Below are 18,422 nucleotides of genomic sequence, written 5' to 3'. Positions count from 1 at the left end.
TTCAATTATGGCCCTCTCTTTACAAGAACAATTACTTAAAGCTGGTTTAACCAATAAGAAAAAAGCTAATCAAGTGCGTCAACAAAAAAACAAACAAGTCAAAGCGCAAAAAAATCATAATGTAGTACAAACCAACGATGCAAAATTAGCCGCTGAAAAGATAGTGGAAGCCAAGAAAGTCAAAGACAGAGAGCTCAACCAAAAAACCAAACAAGAAGCTGAGAAAAAGGCACTTGTGGCACAAATTAAACAGTTAATTGAAGCCAATAAACAACCCAAATTTGCTGGCTCAGGTCGCAAGGAAGAAGTTGCCTGCAACTTCACCGATGGCACGTTGATTAAACGGATGTACGTCAGCCAAGTTACTCAAAAACAAATCAGTCAAGGCAAGCTTGTCATCGTTAAATTAAATGATGGTTATGAGTTAGTACCCACGCCTGTGGCGAATAAAATCGCCGAACGAGATGAAGCAAGTGTGGTGTATCGCGCCGATAATATTAGTGACGCAGATCAGAAAAGTAGTGAAGAAGATGACTGGTATGCTGAGTATGATATTCCGGATGATTTGAATTGGTAGAGATACAATCGTTTTAACCCAAAGGTTCATTCATAAATGAACCTTTGGGAGAATGCTGCTCGTTTTCTATCTGATTTGAATGACAAGTATGAGCGAGAACCGGTCATACGATTGAATAAAACGTGACTGGTAAGTGATTGCTCATAGGAGTCGTTGAGTAATCTTGGTAAAAGTCAAAAATTACCTGATAGCTGACTTAAAATTTTGTTGATTTTCAGCGCCGATGTTCGAGAAGATAGTGCGAATACCGGAAACTAATCGCTTGGTTAGTTCAACGGCAAAAAGGGCTAATGGACTAAAAGACTAAAAGACTAAAAGACTAAAAGACTAAAATACTAAAATACTAAAATACTAAAATAATCGCACGGTAAAAGAACCTGCCTCAATGCTTACGATAATCTCCAGTAGTGGCGAAAATTTCTATAAATGTCGTTCTGGTAGCATGGTTTCATGCAATACTCCCAGTACCTCTATATAGTTCTCCTGAATGAGGTAGGAAATTATGTATTTCTTATAATCGCTGCTGTAATAGCCTTCTTTTATTTCATTACGAGGGCGGCCCATTAAGGGCATATCTGCTAGAGATTCAAAGCGTTTATCAATAAAGGGCAAGTGCGTCCTAGTGCTTTTTTGGCTCCCAAGCCTGCCACACCATCTGATAAATAATTGCTTACCCATGTGTTAACACTGCGTCTACTGACTTTTAGGTTGAGGGCAATCTGCGTTCGGTTTTTACGTTCAAGAAAATGGGATATCGCTAACAGGCTAAGGCGTTTACGTGCATTTGATTCCGCTCTTGATAGAGCTAAAAGGTGTTGTGATGTATCAAGTTTCAAGTGAATAATAATAGTGACTAATTCATCAATGCATTAGATCACAAATCATTACTAAATGGTATTACGTTGATTTTTACCGTGATTTTTACCGTGATTTTTTAGGGTATAACGTCCAATTTCTTTTAGGTCTTCTATGGCCTCCTGGTGCAATTCATATTTTATGGCCATGCTGCTAAGTGACTTCGTTATCAAGTTCTTTTATTAGCTCGTCCATAGAAAAATTATCAAGCAACGGGCTTTTTTCGGCAAGTTCTAGTTTTGCGCTCAATATTTCCATTTTCTTTTTATATTGGCGCTGTTCATTCCATACGCGCACTACTTAGCTCGATGAATTGTATAAACCGATTTCGACTTGACATTTTACAAGGCTCTCAAGTTATGGTGTTAAAGATACGTGCATGGCCTTACCTCTTGTTTGTGCTCTTTGAAAATAAAAGTAGTGACTATCATTGTCAATCTTTAACATTGGTGAGGTTATCAAAACAAGCTTGTTTCTTGCACTTAGTTTTAATTTGTAACCTTTTCAAATGAGACAGCAAGCCAAGTTTACTGTGACAATTGATAATAACTAAACCATTCATTATCATGCCCTTAATCGCCTCGCCAGGGGGGATTTCCTGCTTATCATCTTGTGGCAAGTGCTTATCTAATAAGAACACCATATTTAAGTCGTCGATAACGCCGGCAACAATACCATGATGGTCTAACCGCTTGAATTTTATTGTCATATCGCCCTCGAAAGTTGAGGTGATATTGTACTAATCTGGGGATTTTGTAGGAAATATTATAAATAGAAATAATTCAATTTTGTCTGATCAATGTGAGTTTCAGCTTCTTGTGTTTCGGGTTCATCGAGGAATAGAAATTTTGAACAGGCATTTACAAAAGTGAGGGGGTCTTTCGCTCGCCAAAGCCTAGCACGACTTTCCCTTCGGCTAAGGCTCTTGTTACCATAGGTGTGAAGTCGCTGTCAGATGAAATAAAGCACATTACATCGATGTTTTTGGTGTATATGATGTCCATGGAGTCAATCACCATAGCGATATCAGAAGCGTTTTTACCTTTGGTTAAGTAGTATTGCTGAATAGGTTGGATTGCATGTTCGTGAAGTAACTCTTTCCATCCTTTAAGTGTGGGAGATTTCTAGTTGCCAATAAAAAGCCCTGATTAACAGGGCTTTAAAAACAGGCGTTAAGCTACTTTCTTAGCTCGTGGTTTTCTTTTCGGTTTGTCTTTTTGTACACTTTGCACCAATTCACTTGGGTCAAAGTCGTCAACATTGATGGTGCGCAATCGCCCTTTTTCTGTTTCTCTAAGCAGTGCTGCCTGTTCTTCGGTTATCACGCCCAATTCAAGCCCTTTAGTTGCCACCTTATCTAACTCGGTAAAAGGTAAATATTGTTTAGCGGCTTTACATACTTTGTTATAAATAGGCTCGGCGGCGATAACATTTTCGAGGGTTTGTTCTAAATCTCCCATTAAACTGCCTTCTTCACGGGATAAGTATTGCCCTGCACCTAAACGGTTACGGGCTTCACTTGGCGTCTGTAACAGTCTGGCGATTTTATGCTCTAATTGATCCGAAGGGCGTTTATATGTTTTTCCAAATGGCATAATGATTAATTTGAGTGCTTTCCCCATTATCATAGAAGGGAAGTTGTCGAGTAACTCCTCTAAAGCCACTTCTAACTTGTGTAAACTGTCTTGCATCGCCCAGTGCATCAGAGGTAGATCGTCAGCTTTGCGACCTTCATCATCAAAACGTTTCAACACACATGAGGTGAGATACAAATAACTTAATACATCACCTAAACGAGCCGATATGCGTTCACGGCGTTTTAATTCACCGCCCAATACTGCCATGGCAACATCAGATAGAAAGGCCATATTAGAACTGTAACGTTGCATCGAACGATAGTAGCCCGCTGTTTCATCAGTAAAAGGAGCCTGAGTAAAACGCGCGCCTGTTAATGAGAACCATAAACTGCGGAACAAGTTACTGATAGCAAAACCAATGTGTCCAAATACTGCTTGGTCAAATTGTTCTAAACTTTCGTCAGCATCAGGATTGTTGGCAGCGAGCAACTCTGTCAGCACATATGGGTGACAACGCATTGCTCCTTGCCCATAGATCATCATATTACGAGTGAGAATGTTGGCACCCTCTACCGTTATAGCAATAGGAGCTCCTTGGTATGCGCGGCCTAAATAGTTGTTTTGCCCAAGCATAATACCTTTACCACCATGGACATCCATGGCGTCATTGACTACCTGACGCATTTTTTCTGTTAAATGGTATTTGCAGATAGCGGATATAACGGAAGGCTTTTCACCCAAATCGACACCTTTGGTTGAAAAGGATGTCACCGCGTCCATAAGGTAGGCATTGCCACCTATACGACCTAACATCTCTTCAATACCTTCCATTTTACCCACAGGCATTTTAAATTGACGACGAATTCGAGCATAAGCGCCAGTGGCTAAAGCAATACTTTTTGCGCCTCCTGCGGAGGTTGAAGGTAAGGTAATGACTCGGCCAACTGACAAACATTCTACTAACATACGCCAGCCTTGGCCGACCATTTTTGTACCACCGATAATGTAATCTAAAGGTACAAAAATATCCTGACCTCTGATGGGTCCATTTTGGAAGGGGACGTTAAGTGGGAAATGGCGGTTGCCTATTTCCATACCTGCAGTGTCTCTAGGTAATAAGGCACAGGTAATACCCAATTCTTTTTCATCACCTAATAATCCATCAGGATCATACATTTTGAACGCTAAGCCAATGACAGTAGCTACTGGGGCTAAGGTAATATAACGTTTATCGAAGGTAAGGCGCATTCCAAGAATTTCTTCGCCATTCCATTGTCCTTTACATACTATGCCGCTATCAGGCAAAGAGCCTGCATCTGAGCCCGCTTCTGGGCCAGTTAGTGCAAAACATGGGATTTCATCACCGACTGCTAATCTGGGTAAATAATGGTTCTTTTGTTCTTCAGTTCCGTAGTGCTGAAGTAATTCACCAGGCCCTAATGAATTAGGCACACCGACTGTTGTGGATAAAACTGCACTCACACTAGATAACTTTTGGAGTACACGAGATTGGCAATAAGCTGAAAAGTCTAAACCACCAAATTCTTTCTTGATTATCATAGCGAAGAATTTATTGTCTTTTAAGTACTGCCAAACTTCTGCAGACAGATCTGCATTTTTGTGAGTCACTTCCCAGTCATCACACATTTTACACACTTCTTCTACAGGACCGTTTAAAAATGCTTGTTCTTCAGATGTTAGTCGAGCTTGGGGAATATTATGCAGTGTTTGCCAGTTTGGGTTACCACTAAATATCTCGCCATCCCACCAAACTGTGCCTGCATCGATAGCATCTTTTTCTGTGCTCGACATTTCAGGCATGATTTTTTTGTAGAATTTGAGGATAGGTTCACTGATGTATTGTTTACGTACAGATTCAATATTAAGGGGCAGGGCCACAATTAAAAAGATTATCCAACTGAATTCATCTATCACACCTAGAATACTTCCAAGTACAAATAGGCAAAAAATTGCGACAGTTGCGTTAAACAATTTCATTCTAAAATAGCTTACTGCACCTAGTGTCGCTATCACGTATAAAAACCAAATTAGGAATTGCATAAATGCTCCAATAAGTAGAGGTCAGACCAAGTTTTCAACAATATATTTTAGCCATGTAAAAATCAAGTTTAAGGATCAGTTAGTCCCTTTGATTTGGATGGATATTTCAAATGATACTGCATAAGTTAAAATGATAATATAGCGACATAATTATAGATGAGTTGTGGGTGGAGTCAGTTTTTTGTTTCTAATTCGGTGTTTTGTGATTTGAAATATTTTAAACGTAGTTCACCTTGTTCATCACCATCTTTGAATTGTTGCAACTTCACTAGTTGATAATTTAGCTGGGGTGAAAACCAAACGATGGTTTCTCTTGATGAATTTTTTCGTAGAATTTTGACCTTGATACCTTCAATCATTCCGAAAGGTAAGTCGAGTTGTTCTTTGCCTACTACTTTTAACTCATAATGACGCAACTGGCCTCTATTATTCACAATGTCATAGGCAAATTTACGCTTACCAGAGGCCAATTTTAATTGCACATCCAAGCGATAAAGTTGGTTGTCTAATTGACCTAACCATTCTATTGGTTGCGCTTGATTGATGGTAACTGTTGATTTTTCAGCATCGAAACGAATTTTGGTGCTTTTATTCGAACCTGTTCCACTGCGGCTGTAAGCATAGGTATGGGGTTGTAACTGCTTATTTTCAAACGAAAAAAGACTGGTCTCAGAACGAATGTCTGATAAAAAGAAGGCTGAAACTTTAGAGTAGTAATCTAATCTATATAGATTATCTTCATCGGCTTTTAGGCTCAGTCTGGCTTTACCTAAACTTCGACCAAATCGATAGACTATGTATTGTGCCTCGAAACCTACTAACTGTTCGGTTTCGCCATAAGCAGGTTTATTTGCGCCAAAAGTCAGCCCTAAAAGTAAAGTGATTGATAATAACGTGAGCCATTTACTCAATTGCGTAACCCTCTTCAGCTAATATTTGGTTGTCTAGTACTGCTTTATTATTGATCATTTTCAGCCTGTCTTCACAAAACCATTTAATTACAAGGGGGTACATTTGACGTTCTTGTTGTTGAACGCGATCCGCTAATTCTTGTGCGTCTTGTTGCTCAAATACAGGCACTTTAGACTGCAACACTACTGGACCACCATCTAACTCTGGTGTGACAAAGTGCACTGAAGCACCATGCTCTTTATCTTCAGCATCAATCGCCCTTTTGTGTGTATTTAATCCCTTATACTTGGGCAACAAAGATGGATGAATGTTCAACATCCTACCGAGATAATGTTCTACAAAATCTGGAGTGAGAATACGCATAAACCCTGCTAATACAATGAGATCCGGAGTGAACTCGTTGATACACTGCACCATTTTGGCATCATATTCTTCTCTGCTAGCAAAGCTTTTATGATCAATAAAAATTGCTGGGATACCCGCGTTTTCAGCGCGAGTTAACCCATATGCTGTTTTTTGGTTTGCGATAACAGCTGAAATCTTAGCATTAATTTTTAGCTGAGAAATGTCCTCGATGATCGCTTGTAAGTTTGAACCATTACCTGAAACCAATACAACTATGGACTTTTGCGCCTGTTGCTCAGTCACTTAATTTATCTCAACCTGTTGTTCGTCGTCAGTATTTTCTATACGACCAATCTGCCAAGCATTTTCGCCAAGTTTGTTTAAAATTTTAATCGCTTGGGCAGCTTTATCATTGGGTAGCACAATCATTAAACCTACACCACAGTTGAAGGTACGGTACATTTCATGGGTAGTCACATTACCTTTTTGTTGTAACCAATTAAAAATTGCTGGCCATTGCCAACTTGTGCCATCGATCACCGCTTTGGTGCCTTGTGGTAAAACTCTCGGAATGTTTTCCCAAAATCCACCGCCAGTGATATGGGTTATAGCGTTAACTTGTATTTGTTCTAGTAAAGACAATACATTCTTGACATAAATGCGGGTAGGCTCAAGTAAATGTTCCGATAAGGCTTTGCCTTCTAGTATTTCATTGGTATCACTAGCGGATACTTCTAAAATTTTACGTATCAAAGAATAACCATTGGAATGAGGACCAGAAGAGGCGAGGGCAATCAGCGCATCTCCGTGTGCAACCCGAGAACCATCAATCACATCATCTGCTTCGACAACACCTACGCAAAATCCAGCCACATCGTAATCTTCACCATGATACATACCCGGCATTTCAGCCGTTTCACCGCCTATAAGTGCGCAGCCAGATAATTCGCAACCTTTGCCAATACCCGTTACCACTTCTGCAGCTGTATCTATATTTAATTTTCCGGTGGCATAGTAGTCGAGGAAAAACAAAGGCTCTGCGCCTTGGACTATTAGGTCATTAACACACATTGCGACTAAATCTATGCCAATACCAGCGTGTTGCTTTAAGTCCATTGCCAATCTTAGTTTGGTACCTACACCGTCGGTGCCTGATACTAGTAGTGGTTTTTTATATTTTTCTGGTAATGAGCATAAAGCGCCAAATCCACCCAAACCACCCCTGACTTCAGGCCTATGAGTTTTTTTTGCGACCGATTTAATTCTTTCGACTAGTTGATTGCCTGCATCAATATCAACCCCAGCATCTTTGTAACTTAGTGATGAATTGTTATCGCTCACGTATTTTCCTCAGTATGACCGCAAAAAAGAGCGCAGATTTTAGCAGCTTGCACAAATAATACCAACGACAGATATACTCAAATAACTCTGAATTTTCATTTTAAGGTGGTTTGACTATATAGATTGATAAACAATTGATGAATTTTGTTCTCAAATAAAAGACAATAGTCTTCAGAAATAGGTTTTGAGGAGAGTTGGCCCTGATGCCAATAAAAACACACCCTGTATTATTCGCTTTTGTGCTTATGTGGATAGTTAGCTTACAAAGCGTTAATGCAGCGGTTATTGATGATTTATACGATGCTAAGATACCCGTAGATAATCAGTCAGAACAAACACAAAATAATGCTTTTAGTCTCGCCCTTAAACAAGTGCTTATTAAAGTACGAGGTAATAACGACTTACTGACTAACCAAAAAATTAAAAATGCTATCACTAGGGCGACGGGTTTTGTCAGATCCTATAGTTATGATAAGCAAGAATCACAACTCTATTTGGTAATAAGCTTTGATCCTCAGCGAGTGGAAAATGTGATCCGTAACGCTGGTTTTCCTGTTTGGGACAAAAGACGCCCAGACACATTGATTTGGTTGGCTATCAAGTCGTCTGAAGATGCAGATAGACACATTGCTAGGCCAACAGAGTATGCAGGCCTTTATCAACAATTGCGTTTACGGGCTGCTCAAAGAGGCATTACTTTGATGTTTCCTGTATGGGATCTTGACGATATACAAAGTTTGGGAGTATTTGATATTTGGGGTGGGTTTAGTACGCAAATATCTCAAGCTAGTGAGCGTTATTCTGTTCCATCTGTGCTTTCTGCGAGAATTTACCTTAGTGATAATCAAGCATCTGATGTCTTTCAAAATCCTGTGATAGCGAACCCTAAGTCGGCGCTAAAATGGTCAGCTGACTGGACCATGATAGAGGGGAGGGGCCTATTGGCAGGGCAAGTACAAGGTGATAGCCCATTAATTATTGCAGAGGCTTTGATTGATGCTTTGGCTGATCAGTTGTCTTTGAAATATGCGATTGATCTGGCGCAAATTGATCGGGCAGATACCAAGGTTCAAATTGTTGTCAACAATATTGATTCTCTTATCTACTATAGCTTGGCTTTAAGGTCTCTCGAAAATATGAGTATTGTTTATGGTGCCACTTTGATTCAACAGCAAGGTCCCCGTGCAACCTTCGAATTGGATTTGTTAGGTGACATTGAGGATTTAACCAACGCCCTGAGCTTAGATAGCAAAATTAGACCCGTGGTAGATGATTTTGGTCAGCCTATACTGGGTTTGGAGTTCTTTTGGGTCAAGTAAGCAGTCAACTTTCATTGCCTATTGGCATAAAAGACACCGAATCATTTGCCAGCTTTATCCCTGGCCAAAATGCGCAAGCATGCAGCCATCTAAACGAGCTATTCAGTCAACTTGAAAATAAAAAGGTGAATAATTGGCTGACATATTTGTTTTCTGATTCTGGTTTGGGCAAAAGTCACTTGTTGTATGCAACTTGCCAACAAGCTGAATTAGCGGGTGAGACATGTATATATTTAAGCTTTAATGAAAAACAACATCTGTCACCAGATGTGCTGTTAGGACTTGAATCTTATCGTTTAATTTGTCTCGACGACATTGAAAAATTGCAGGGCGAACGTGCTTGGCAAATTGCAGTATTTGATTTGATCAATAGGGTGAAAGAACAGAATAATGGTTGCTTAGTCATTACAGGCGATCAGCCTTCGCAACAGTTATCCCTAGAACTACCTGATCTCATTTCTAGGCTGTCTTGGGGCACTAATTTTCAACTTTATTCATTGACCGACGAGCAGCGACAGAAGGCGTTGGTAGTAAAAGCCCAACATCGAGGGTTAAATATGTCGAAAGATGTTGCCAAATATCTGGTTAATCATTGGCAGCGAGATATGCCAGCCTTGATTGCATCTTTAGACATTCTTGATGAGCAATCACTGCAACAGCAGCGAAAACTCACTATCCCTTTTGTAAAATCTATTTTGGCTCTTTAGCTGGGGTTATTTATTATTACTGTGGCCTTCAAACGCCTGTTTTTCTTCTAATAGCTCTTCTTTAAGTTTACGAATACCTAAGCCAAGTTCACGTCCTCTGATGCGGGCATAAAAGCTACAACCTGTGAATAATAGGGTACATAATATTATCTCGACTAGGGCATACAAACGCTCCCCTTCGACGGCATATACAGCCGTCAGACCATGCAATAAATAATACATGACAATAAAATTGGTCCATGCATAAGTATAGGGTTTACCTGCTATCAGCCCTTTAGCCGGTAATAAAATTGGTACCACCCAAAATAATAAAGTGAATACGGTAGAAGTGGGTTTGTCTATGGTTAAGAAAAAATGCCAGACCACTAACCAAACAATTAAAAGTAAATAGCTAGTTAAGGTTAATCGTCGAAAAAAAGTGCTGTTAAATGTCATGTTGCTTATCTCGTATACAGGTTGCTTGTTTCGTATTCAGGTTAGTTGCCCAGTTTCGCCGCTAGTACTGCAAGCCTTCTGCCTTGTTCGATACACAGTGTTTGTTCTTCATTAGTGAGTTTGCTTTTGTTGTCCCCTTGAGCCAGATGTGTGACACCATATGGGCTGCCGCCAGACAATGTGGTGTGTAATTCTGGGTTGGAGTAGGGCAATCCACATAATAGCATACCGTGGTGAAACAAGGGGAGCATCATAGTAAGCAAGGTTGTCTCTTGCCCGCCATGCATACTGGATGTAGAGGTGAAAACACAAGCCGGTTTGTTTTCTAACGTGCCTGCTAACCATTGAGCGCTGGTGTCATCTAAAAAGTATTTTAGAGGTGCCGCCATGTTTCCGAAACGTGTGGGGCTGCCAAGTGCCAATGCACAACAATCATCTAGGTCTTGTTTTACCACATAAGGATCACCAGAACTGGGTATTGAATTCTGAATTTGAGTGAAATTATTGCTCACTTCAGGAACACAGCGAAGGCGTGCCTCAAGGCCTGATTTTTCAACGCCTAATGCTATGCTGTTAGCCATAGCTTGAGTTGCGCCATGGCGGCTATAATACAAAATCAGAACCACTTGACTCATAAAATATCCAAAATGGATTCAGGGGGGCGGCCAATCGCGGCTTGACCGTTGCATAAAACGATAGGTCGTTCTATGAGTTTTGGTGTATCAAGCATAGCCTTAATGAGACTGTCTTCAGTTAAGGTTAGATCGGCTAAATTTTGCTGTTTGTAAGCGTCTTCGCCTTTTCTCATCAATTGCCTCGGGGAGGAAAAGCCTAATTGCTTAATAATAAGCTGCAAGTCTGGTGCACTGATTGGCGTTTTTAAATACTCGATAATGTGTGGCTCAAGTCCTTTATCATAGAGTATTTGAAGGGTTTGGCGGCTTTTCGAACATCTAGGATTATGTAATATTTTAAGGTCAGACATAAATTTATTTTCACTTCGAATGAGATATCGTATTTATACGTAGTATTCTACATTTTATTCTTTTGGTTACGAGAGTAACTCATATTTAGGACACTATTATTTTGAAAAAAATTGTCATTATATTGATTGCGTCTTTAGCTTTGTTGGTCGGTTTGTGGACTCAGCAAAATTTAAAAGTGGATTTCACTTCACTTGATGGACAGGAACATCGTTGGAGTGATTCACAAGGAAAATGGACAGTAGTTAATTACTTTGCCGAATGGTGCGCACCCTGTTTGCGAGAAATCCCTGAGTTGAACCATTTCTTCCAACAATATAATAATGATATAAATATGTTTGCGATAAGTTTTGATCCCTTGAACAAATCGCAACTATTGGCTCTACAACAAAAATATAATATTCAATTTCCTATTATAGACAAACTTAATTTAATGCCATGGAACCGACCACCTAACACCTTGCCGACCACTTATATTCTTGATGCCGATGGCAAAGTACAAAAACAATTGAAAGGCGAGCAAAGTGCCGAAAAACTCATACACACTATTAATGTGTTAAAGGGTTTGTAATCGCTCTTGGGCGGTTCTAAATTGCTCAATTCTGGCTCTTATCCTTTGTTTCTCAATATTACGTTCGTCAGCGTAATTATAGGCCGTATGTAATTCATCTATTGCTCTTGGATAGGCCGCCACTAAGGCATACACCTCGGCTTTTACTTGGTGCATCTCTAGCTTTTGCTCGCTAATACGATAGGCATCTGAAAGTAGATCGTAGGCCAACATATTGTCTGGATTAATTAATAAGTAATCTTTTAAAAGTGATATTGATCTTTCAAAATTTCCAAATTTGATTAACACATTCGCCAAATTTAAGGTCAACACTTGGTTGAAAGGTGCATGAACAATTTGTGCCGATAATTTGTCAATCGCTTTTTGATGTTGATTCATTTCTATAGCAATATCGGTATAGGTATCTAAATAGAATAAATTATCGGGATATTTTTCCAACAACATATCTATTAACTTTAATGCTGGTTCAAATTGTTCGTTGGCTAAATAAGATAAAACTAAACCGTATTCTGCGGCTTGTTTAAAAACATAACTTTGTTTTTGCAATATGTCAGAAAAATATTCGATATTACGCTTAGGATTGGCATAGTAGCGGGCTATTATTCTCGTCTTAGCTAAGTGAAAATTGATGCTTTCAGGAATTTCTCGTGGTCGAAAAGATGCCGCTCGTGTTCGTGCATCGGCAATCCGTGATTCAGGTAAAGGATGAGTCAGCAAAAATGCGAGAGGAGATGATTTAAGACGATTTTTTTCAGCCAATATTCCAAAGAAACTGCTTGCACCATTTGGATCAAATCCTGCTTCAGCTAGTATTCCAATGCCAACTCTGTCGGCTTCTTTTTCATTTTGTCTGGTGTAATTGATTGAAGATTGTGCTGAGGCAGCATTACTAACAGAAAGCGCCGCCATGCCTGCTTCTGGATTCACCACTGCTACTAATATGCTACCCAGCAAACTGGCAATTTGCAAAGGAGAGGATTTTTGTCTCGCTTCAATACTACGTGCAATGTGTCTTTGAGTAACATGACTGACTTCATGAGCCAACACCGAGGCTAATTCAGATTCGTTTCTGGCATTAAAAATAAGCCCGGTGTGAATACCGATATGCCCGCCAAAAAAAGCGAATGCATTGATATCTGGACTATTAAGAATAAAAAACTTGTAAGGAAATTTTACATTGTCCGCTTGTGCAACCAAACGATTACCAATGTCTTGAATATATTCATCTAACAATGGATCGTTAATAATAGGGGCTTGACCGCGTAGTTGACGCATCAGGGCGTCGCCAATTAATACCTCTTTATCTAAGCTGATTGCGCTAGATGCCACCACACCTATTTCGGGTAAGTCATTTTTCTTATTTACTGCGCTAACAGACATAGTGCCTAATAAAAATATACTTAAGGCAGAAACAACGATGCTAGCAATAGGTTTTATCATAGATTACGTCTAATTTAAGTGTGTCTAGATTACATGACAGTATTAATTATTAAATACTTGCGTTTGTTATGGATCAACTACTCGCCAATTAGTTCAATTCCAGCTGATATATTAAGCTTGTTTTAGTTCTTTTAATTGTTGCTCAACAGATAAAAATATCTCTTGGACTGACTGGCCACTATTTTCAACCACGTGTAATGATGTGCTCAGTAAATCTATTAATTGTTCTAGTAATATATGGGCATATTTAAGTAATTCCATATCTGCCTCATCTCCGCAATGGATTGTCACCGCGATAAAGTCTTTTAATTTGGGAATACTAAGCAGTGGACCCAGACTTGATGGATTGAATTCTTTGAAGGGTGAATCGGCATCAAAAGGCTTAATCAGCGCTTGAGGTTCGTTGTTAACAATAGGAAAACAAAACAAATCAAATGCGTATTGGTTGCAGTTTTTTTTCAGTGCGATTGATGGTTTCCCTTGCTTACAATTAGCTAAATGCCAGTTTTTTTTATTCAGTAAGTATTTAATATTATTATCAAAACCGTCGGTAAATGTGCCTTCTAGCTCCAATAGTTTATTCGCTACTATTTGAAAATGATTCGAGACCTCTCCTAAATTGAGTGATTTTTTCAGTTGCAAAATAGCTTTTACGTTGCCAAAACGACATGTCCAATCTAATTGCAAAAACAGCCTCTCTTTATTTCTATAATCTAAGTTAAGTTCTATTTTATCATGCAAGGGTTGTGCAATAATGTCTTCATCCTATAGATGAACTTCCACTATCACCAATAACCTACAGATTGATGATGCCTAATAATATACAAGGACACTAGATGTTAAACGTTTTTGAACGTTGGTATAAGCGAAAATTTTCTGATCCTGACTCAATGATGCTGTTATTGCTGTTACTTATCAGTTCATTATTACTGGCGGTTTGGGGCGGAATTTTAATGCCTGTTATTGTGGCCGCTGTCATCGCATATTTGCTGGATTGGCCGGTCGTGCAACTGTGTAAGTTAGGCTTATCTCGCACATATACTACCGTGTTGGTGTTATTTGGTTTTATCAGTGTATCAATTTTAACTTTTGTGGGCCTAGTACCTGTGGTTGCCCAGCAGAGTATTAATTTGATCAAAGAAATGCCACAGATATGGGAGAAAGGACAGGCGTGGTTATTAAAGTTGCCCGACACCTACCCAGATCTTGTACAGCTCACTCAAATTCAGGATGTGTTGGACGGTATAAATGAAAGAGTGGTGGTGATGGCAGAACAACTATTGTCTGCGTCATTTAGTTCTTTGGGTGGCTTTGGTGCGCTATTGATTTACATGATTTTAGTGCCGCTAATGGTATTTTTTATGGTTAAAGATAAAGAAATGTTGGTATCTAATATCTCTTTTTTATTACCCAGCGAACGTCGGCTGATCAAACAAGTGGGCACTGAAATGAACCTGCAAATTGCTAACTACATTCGTGGTAAGGTCATAGAAATTGTCATTGTTGGTACTGTTTCGGCGGTGACTTTTGCGTTTATGGACCTTCGTTATGCACTGTTACTAGGGGTGTTAGTGGGCTTCTCAGTACTTATACCCTATATAGGTGCTGCAGTTGTGACTATTCCTGTGGCCATAGTCGCCTTGTTTCAATGGGGGGTAACCCCAGAATTTTGGTACTTGATGGTTGCCTACGGCATTATTCAAGCCCTAGACGGTAATGTATTAGTACCCATATTATTCTCAGAAGCGGTGAGTTTACATCCTGTGTATATCATTATCGCGGTGTTGTTCTTTGGCGGTTTGTGGGGGTTTTGGGGCGTGTTCTTCGCTATTCCTTTAGCTACGCTAGTTAAGGCCGTTACCAATGCATGGTCCGGTCCAAAAGAGTCAGTGACTGAGGTTTAATGTAAGCATGTAATTATGTTGATTGATTCAATCAAGGTGGAGCCGCATTATTATAAACGGCTCTGACCTTTAATGATGTTTACTTTTGAAGATATGCTAATACTACTTCATGATGATCTTTGGTTTTGAATTTATCAAATACATGTTCTATCTCGCCGTTTTCATTAATTAAAAATGTAATACGGTGAATACCGTCGTATTCTTTACCCATAAACTTTTTTAGACCCCAGACTCCAAATGCATCTGCTAATGCATGATCTTCATCCGACAACAGGGTGAAATTGAGGTTTTCTTTTTCTATAAACTTCGGCAACCTTTTAACTGCATCAGGGCTTACACCTATCACTTCAACGTTCAACTTAGCCAATGCTGCTTGGCTATCACGTAACCCTTGTGCCTGTATTGTACACCCTGGTGTCATGGCCTTAGGATAAAAATAAAGCAATATTTTTTTACCCACATAGTCGCTTAATGATACCGTTTGGTTATCTTGATTCGGTAGAGAAAATTGCGGAGCAATATCGCTCGCTTTGAGAATTTGCATAAAAAATAACCTTAAATGATTAATGAAAAGGGGTAATACGAGATTATTAATGATTTTGTTTAATTGAAGCCTCTAAATTCAATGGTTGTAATAATTCTTGAAGAGCATGTTCAATTTTTTCAACTTCGAGATCATGTGGAATAGAAATCACCATTTTACACTTCATGGGATTGTCTCTACCAGAGTCGTTTTCATACTTATCCAAAAATTTTAATCTAAAAGCACTGACAGAGATATTATGTTGTTTGAAAAAGTCGGTGATTTGGTCAATTAGACCAGGTGTGCTTTCGCCATGTATGATGACATCCGCTAGGTGTTCGAGGTTTTGTTTACAATGTTTTTTAGTGCGTTTCATCATAGACAATAAATTGTGCTTCTGACAAGTTTGCGGCAATAAACATTCGGCTTGGGTAATCGCACTTTGACTGCCTTCGATAATCATAGTGAGAGAAAAATCTTGTCCATAAACAGCTTGGCGACTATCTAAAATATTGCATCCCACTCCAGAAACTGTGTCTGCCAATTTGCTCAACACACCAAATTGGTCTGAACCTAATATGGTAATGATTAATTGTTGCGTCATTTTTAACCAATTCGTTGCTTTCAAATTGGCTATAACATACATGATTGTGGGTGGGTTGATCCAGTTTCAATTCTAATCTATCAAATGGGCTATTCAATGCTTGTTTTTAGGAGGCCAGATCTTTACCATAAGGCGCTAATTTTTGGGGAGAGCACATGTTTACTGGCAGTTTTGTGGCGTTAATTACGCCAATGTATGATAACGGGGAAATAGATTATCCGTCATTGAAGACGCTCGTTGATTTTCATATTCAAAATGGGTCTCATGGCATAGTGTCAGTTGGTACTACTGGGGAGTCTGCGACTTTACCCTTTTCTGAACATATAGAAGTGGTAAAGCGCACTGTCGAATATGCTCAGGGGAAAATACCTATCATCGCTGGGAGCGGAGCGAACTCTACCTCAGAAGCCATTTTTTTGAGTGAACAAATGTCGAGTACTGGCATTGAAGGATTTTTAAGTGTTGTGCCTTATTATAATAAGCCACAACAAAAAGGCATGGTTGCACACTTTACTGCCATTGCTGATGCGACTGACTTACCCGTATTATTATATAATGTGCCCAGCCGCACTGTCGCTGATATGCTGCCAGAGACGGTGGCAGAGTTAGCGACTCATCCTAAGATTGTCGGTTTAAAAGATGCCACAGGTGACATAGCACGCTTAAAGGCCACACAGAAACTTGTTGCAGACGATTTTATGTTTTTAAGCGGTGATGACCTAACGGGATGTGAATTTCTTGCTAATGGTGGCCATGGGGTGATTTCTGTAACCGCAAATATTGTGCCTAAACAAATGGCTGACATGTGCAATGCTGCTTTGGCAAAGGATTTCCAGTTGGCAGAAAAAATAGACAAACAAATTGCTGGCCTACATAGGGCGTTGTTCGTCGAACCGAATCCTGTGTTACCTAAATGGGCTTTACACAAAATGGGGCTGACTAATTCAGCTTTTTTACGATTACCTTTAGTTGAATCGGAACTAGCTAGCCAAAATCATATCGAACAAGTCATGCGCAGTTCTGGCGTATTATCTTAAGGAGATAGCATGACCTATAATTTTCAATCAATCGCTTTGATGACAGCCTCTGTTTTAACTGCCACTCTGTTAACCGCCTGTAGTTCATTAGAAGAAAGACAAATTGCCAGTGGTTCATTTGATTATGTCAAAGAGCAACCTGGTCAAAAAATAAATATTCCAGATGACGTGGACTCGCCTCATTTTAATGACGCCTATAAACTCCCAGAATTAGGTGAAAACGCGCCGAAAAATGCTATGGGCAAAGATTTGAGTGTGCTGTCGCCTTCATTGGTATTGGCTGTGGTGTCAGGCTCTCATATAGAAGAAGGCTCAAAAAATGCCATTGTTTGGTTTGATCAGGTTGATGATACCTTACCTCTAGATACTGCCGTTTGGAATTCGCTGATTCGATTTTTAGAAACCGAGGGTATTGGCGTCGAGATGTTTGACAAAGACAACCAGCGCTTGATCACAGACTGGATGGTGATGGACGAAAGTAAAGACAATAAATGGTATAGCTGGTCAAAATCAGAACGTACTGTCGGTCAACGCTTCGAATTTACCTTAGATAAAAAACCTCATGGAAGAACCGCAAGTCTCAGTGTTGAATTGGTTGATTATAGGGAAAAATTGGACGCTCAGAGCACCGAGATAACCAAAGCTAAAGATAAAAGACGTAACGAAGTCGACGTTCTGAATCGAGTAGTGAAGAACTATGAGTTTGAAGCAAAAGTCGCTAACGTCAAACGTTTTCGTCAAATTCGTGAAGGTTTACAGATGGACTTAGGGTTTGATAGTGACGGTGAGCCTGCTTTTGTAGTCGACGCCGACTATGAAATCACTTGGCCCAGATTGTTACTTGTATTGAGAAAATTGGGCTTTGATGTAAAAGATTATGATAAGTCTAATGGCTTATTGTTTGTTAAATACAATGGTGCTGAAGAAGGTTGGTGGAGCAATATTTGGTCTAGTGACAAAAATGAGATGAAGTTAGACACTGAAGAGTATCGTATCAAAGTAGTCTCTGTAGGCAAAAAAACCTCTATCACATTATTAGACGATGAGAGCAATCCATTCCCCGTCAATAAATTAACAGATTTATACCCCACATTTTCAAAAACTATGTCGGCTGACGATCTAGATATATAAGTGATTTACCTCTGATTGTTAGCGCAGCCAGAGGGCTCTTTTCAAAAATAAGTATCATTTAAAGCGTTCTACATTCTTCACATTAAGGAGTTGGCATAGT

22 protein-coding genes and 1 pseudogene are annotated in these 18,422 nt (G+C 39.5%); 7 read left to right on the top strand and 16 right to left on the bottom strand.

Annotation, left to right across the window (positions count from 1 at the left end; all coding sequences use genetic code 11):
• Nucleotides 1-7 precede the first annotated feature (7 nt).
• Complete coding sequence (locus CXF95_RS19080; protein ID WP_101200187.1) at nt 8-577, top strand: DUF2058 domain-containing protein; 570 nt, start codon at nt 8-10, stop codon at nt 575-577.
• A 420-nt stretch (nt 578-997) separates the two neighbouring features.
• On the opposite strand, the gene CXF95_RS31555 is transcribed toward CXF95_RS19080, so the two are convergent.
• From CXF95_RS31555 to purM, 9 genes and pseudogenes are all read right to left on the bottom strand, one after another.
• The gene (locus CXF95_RS31555; protein ID WP_369809330.1) at nt 998-1,141 is read right to left on the bottom strand and encodes a type II toxin-antitoxin system RelE/ParE family toxin; all 144 of its coding nucleotides are present in this window, start codon (nt 1,139-1,141) and stop codon (nt 998-1,000) included.
• A 14-nt stretch (nt 1,142-1,155) separates the two neighbouring features.
• Nucleotides 1,156-1,413 carry a helix-turn-helix domain-containing protein gene (locus CXF95_RS19070; RefSeq protein WP_157828186.1) on the bottom strand — a complete coding sequence of 86 codons (258 nt, stop codon included), beginning with the start codon at nt 1,411-1,413 and terminating at the stop codon, nt 1,156-1,158.
• A 172-nt stretch (nt 1,414-1,585) separates the two neighbouring features.
• Nucleotides 1,586-1,729 carry a hypothetical protein gene (locus CXF95_RS29655; RefSeq protein ID WP_157828185.1) on the bottom strand — a complete coding sequence of 48 codons (144 nt, stop codon included), beginning with the start codon at nt 1,727-1,729 and terminating at the stop codon, nt 1,586-1,588.
• Nucleotides 1,730-1,865: 136 nt separating this feature from the next.
• Nucleotides 1,866-2,141, bottom strand: a complete 276-nt coding sequence (locus tag CXF95_RS19065) for a DUF4277 domain-containing protein (protein ID WP_101200184.1) — start codon at nt 2,139-2,141, stop codon at nt 1,866-1,868.
• Between the two features lie 98 nt (nt 2,142-2,239).
• Nucleotides 2,240-2,556 (bottom strand): annotated as a pseudogene (locus CXF95_RS19060) (NYN domain-containing protein); the annotation flags it as partial.
• A gap of 48 nt (nt 2,557-2,604) precedes the next feature.
• The gene (gene fadE, locus CXF95_RS19055) at nt 2,605-5,070 is read right to left on the bottom strand and encodes an acyl-CoA dehydrogenase FadE (protein ID WP_101200183.1); all 2,466 of its coding nucleotides are present in this window, start codon (nt 5,068-5,070) and stop codon (nt 2,605-2,607) included.
• A 173-nt stretch (nt 5,071-5,243) separates the two neighbouring features.
• Complete coding sequence (locus CXF95_RS19050; protein WP_101200182.1) at nt 5,244-5,981, bottom strand: DUF3108 domain-containing protein; 738 nt, start codon at nt 5,979-5,981, stop codon at nt 5,244-5,246.
• Nucleotides 5,974-6,630 (bottom strand): phosphoribosylglycinamide formyltransferase, encoded by a 657-nt coding sequence (gene purN / locus CXF95_RS19045; protein WP_101200181.1) that lies wholly within the window; start codon nt 6,628-6,630, stop codon nt 5,974-5,976. Before purN ends, CXF95_RS19050 begins: the two co-directional genes overlap by 8 nt.
• Complete coding sequence (gene purM / locus CXF95_RS19040; RefSeq protein WP_101200180.1) at nt 6,631-7,668, bottom strand: phosphoribosylformylglycinamidine cyclo-ligase; 1,038 nt, start codon at nt 7,666-7,668, stop codon at nt 6,631-6,633. It lies immediately after the preceding gene.
• 203 nt (nt 7,669-7,871) lie between these two features.
• Between purM and CXF95_RS19035 the strand changes: the two genes are divergently transcribed.
• Together CXF95_RS19035 and hda are read left to right on the top strand one after the other, a co-directional pair.
• A complete protein-coding gene (locus CXF95_RS19035) occupies nt 7,872-8,987 on the top strand; it encodes a DUF2066 domain-containing protein (protein ID WP_101200179.1) in 1,116 nt (371 codons plus the stop codon).
• Complete coding sequence (gene hda / locus CXF95_RS19030; protein WP_101200178.1) at nt 8,975-9,694, top strand: DnaA regulatory inactivator Hda; 720 nt, start codon at nt 8,975-8,977, stop codon at nt 9,692-9,694. The genes CXF95_RS19035 and hda overlap by 13 nt, the downstream gene beginning before the upstream one ends.
• 6 nt (nt 9,695-9,700) lie before the next feature.
• Here the strand turns inward: hda and CXF95_RS19025 are convergent, their stop codons facing one another.
• Genes CXF95_RS19025 through arsC form a run of 3 tightly spaced genes read right to left on the bottom strand, consistent with a single transcriptional unit; the run spans nt 9,701 to nt 11,114 of the window.
• Nucleotides 9,701-10,129: a DUF2069 domain-containing protein gene (locus CXF95_RS19025; RefSeq protein ID WP_101200177.1), complete on the bottom strand. Its 429-nt coding sequence runs from the start codon at nt 10,127-10,129 to the stop codon at nt 9,701-9,703.
• Between the two features lie 41 nt (nt 10,130-10,170).
• Nucleotides 10,171-10,764 (bottom strand): NAD(P)H:quinone oxidoreductase, encoded by a 594-nt coding sequence (gene wrbA / locus CXF95_RS19020; protein WP_101200176.1) that lies wholly within the window; start codon nt 10,762-10,764, stop codon nt 10,171-10,173.
• The gene (arsC, locus tag CXF95_RS19015) at nt 10,761-11,114 is read right to left on the bottom strand and encodes an arsenate reductase (glutaredoxin) (protein WP_101200175.1); all 354 of its coding nucleotides are present in this window, start codon (nt 11,112-11,114) and stop codon (nt 10,761-10,763) included. The genes wrbA and arsC overlap by 4 nt, the downstream gene beginning before the upstream one ends.
• Nucleotides 11,115-11,215: 101 nt before the next feature.
• On the opposite strand from arsC, the gene CXF95_RS19010 reads away from it, so the two are divergent.
• On the top strand, nt 11,216-11,683 hold the full coding sequence (locus CXF95_RS19010; RefSeq protein WP_101200174.1) for a TlpA disulfide reductase family protein: 468 nt from the start codon (nt 11,216-11,218) through the stop codon (nt 11,681-11,683).
• Here CXF95_RS19010 and CXF95_RS19005 read toward each other — a convergent pair.
• Entirely contained in the window at nt 11,669-13,123 is a 1,455-nt protein-coding gene (locus CXF95_RS19005; protein WP_101200173.1) for a M48 family metalloprotease, read from the bottom strand. The genes CXF95_RS19010 and CXF95_RS19005 overlap by 15 nt on opposite strands.
• Before the next feature lie 111 nt (nt 13,124-13,234).
• Nucleotides 13,235-13,810: a hypothetical protein gene (locus CXF95_RS19000; RefSeq protein ID WP_232787934.1), complete on the bottom strand. Its 576-nt coding sequence runs from the start codon at nt 13,808-13,810 to the stop codon at nt 13,235-13,237.
• Nucleotides 13,811-13,959: 149 nt separating this feature from the next.
• Here CXF95_RS19000 and CXF95_RS18995 point away from each other — a divergent pair, with 149 nt between their 5' ends.
• The gene (locus tag CXF95_RS18995) at nt 13,960-15,027 is read left to right on the top strand and encodes an AI-2E family transporter (protein WP_101200171.1); all 1,068 of its coding nucleotides are present in this window, start codon (nt 13,960-13,962) and stop codon (nt 15,025-15,027) included.
• A 79-nt stretch (nt 15,028-15,106) separates the two neighbouring features.
• Here CXF95_RS18995 and bcp read toward each other — a convergent pair whose 3' ends face one another.
• The gene (gene bcp, locus CXF95_RS18990) at nt 15,107-15,571 is read right to left on the bottom strand and encodes a thioredoxin-dependent thiol peroxidase (protein ID WP_101200170.1); all 465 of its coding nucleotides are present in this window, start codon (nt 15,569-15,571) and stop codon (nt 15,107-15,109) included.
• Nucleotides 15,572-15,617: 46 nt separating this feature from the next.
• Nucleotides 15,618-16,196, bottom strand: a complete 579-nt coding sequence (locus CXF95_RS18985; RefSeq protein WP_101200169.1) for a glycine cleavage system protein R — start codon at nt 16,194-16,196, stop codon at nt 15,618-15,620.
• Between the two features lie 113 nt (nt 16,197-16,309).
• On the opposite strand from CXF95_RS18985, the gene dapA reads away from it, so the two are divergent.
• Both dapA and bamC read left to right on the top strand, forming a co-directional pair.
• The gene (gene dapA / locus CXF95_RS18980; RefSeq protein ID WP_101200168.1) at nt 16,310-17,191 is read left to right on the top strand and encodes a 4-hydroxy-tetrahydrodipicolinate synthase; all 882 of its coding nucleotides are present in this window, start codon (nt 16,310-16,312) and stop codon (nt 17,189-17,191) included.
• Between the two features lie 9 nt (nt 17,192-17,200).
• The gene (bamC, locus tag CXF95_RS18975) at nt 17,201-18,322 is read left to right on the top strand and encodes an outer membrane protein assembly factor BamC (protein ID WP_101200167.1); all 1,122 of its coding nucleotides are present in this window, start codon (nt 17,201-17,203) and stop codon (nt 18,320-18,322) included.
• Nucleotides 18,323-18,422 lie beyond the last annotated feature (100 nt).

Origin of the sequence: Paraglaciecola sp. MB-3u-78 (assembly GCF_002835935.1) — a bacterium.
Classification (GTDB): Bacteria; Pseudomonadota; Gammaproteobacteria; order Enterobacterales; family Alteromonadaceae; genus Paraglaciecola.
This window is presented reverse-complemented; position numbering and strand designations above follow the sequence as displayed.

Excerpts from the sequence above, each read along its gene's own strand:
- wrbA (WP_101200176.1), bottom strand. The coding sequence starts at position 10,764 with ATGAGTCAAGTGGTTCTGATTTTGTATTATAGCCGCCATGGCGCAACT.
- CXF95_RS19065 (WP_101200184.1), bottom strand. The coding sequence starts at position 2,141 with ATGACAATAAAATTCAAGCGGTTAGACCATCATGGTATTGTTGCCGGC.
- CXF95_RS18985 (WP_101200169.1), bottom strand. The coding sequence starts at position 16,196 with ATGTATGTTATAGCCAATTTGAAAGCAACGAATTGGTTAAAAATGACG.
- bamC (WP_101200167.1), top strand. The coding sequence starts at position 17,201 with ATGACCTATAATTTTCAATCAATCGCTTTGATGACAGCCTCTGTTTTA.
- CXF95_RS19035 (WP_101200179.1), top strand. The coding sequence starts at position 7,872 with ATGCCAATAAAAACACACCCTGTATTATTCGCTTTTGTGCTTATGTGG.
- bcp (WP_101200170.1), bottom strand. The coding sequence starts at position 15,571 with ATGCAAATTCTCAAAGCGAGCGATATTGCTCCGCAATTTTCTCTACCG.
- CXF95_RS18995 (WP_101200171.1), top strand. The coding sequence starts at position 13,960 with ATGTTAAACGTTTTTGAACGTTGGTATAAGCGAAAATTTTCTGATCCT.
- fadE (WP_101200183.1), bottom strand. The coding sequence starts at position 5,070 with ATGCAATTCCTAATTTGGTTTTTATACGTGATAGCGACACTAGGTGCA.
- CXF95_RS31555 (WP_369809330.1), bottom strand. The coding sequence starts at position 1,141 with ATGGGCCGCCCTCGTAATGAAATAAAAGAAGGCTATTACAGCAGCGAT.
- CXF95_RS19005 (WP_101200173.1), bottom strand. The coding sequence starts at position 13,123 with ATGATAAAACCTATTGCTAGCATCGTTGTTTCTGCCTTAAGTATATTT.
- arsC (WP_101200175.1), bottom strand. The coding sequence starts at position 11,114 with ATGTCTGACCTTAAAATATTACATAATCCTAGATGTTCGAAAAGCCGC.
- dapA (WP_101200168.1), top strand. The coding sequence starts at position 16,310 with ATGTTTACTGGCAGTTTTGTGGCGTTAATTACGCCAATGTATGATAAC.
- CXF95_RS19080 (WP_101200187.1), top strand. The coding sequence starts at position 8 with ATGGCCCTCTCTTTACAAGAACAATTACTTAAAGCTGGTTTAACCAAT.
- CXF95_RS19025 (WP_101200177.1), bottom strand. The coding sequence starts at position 10,129 with ATGACATTTAACAGCACTTTTTTTCGACGATTAACCTTAACTAGCTAT.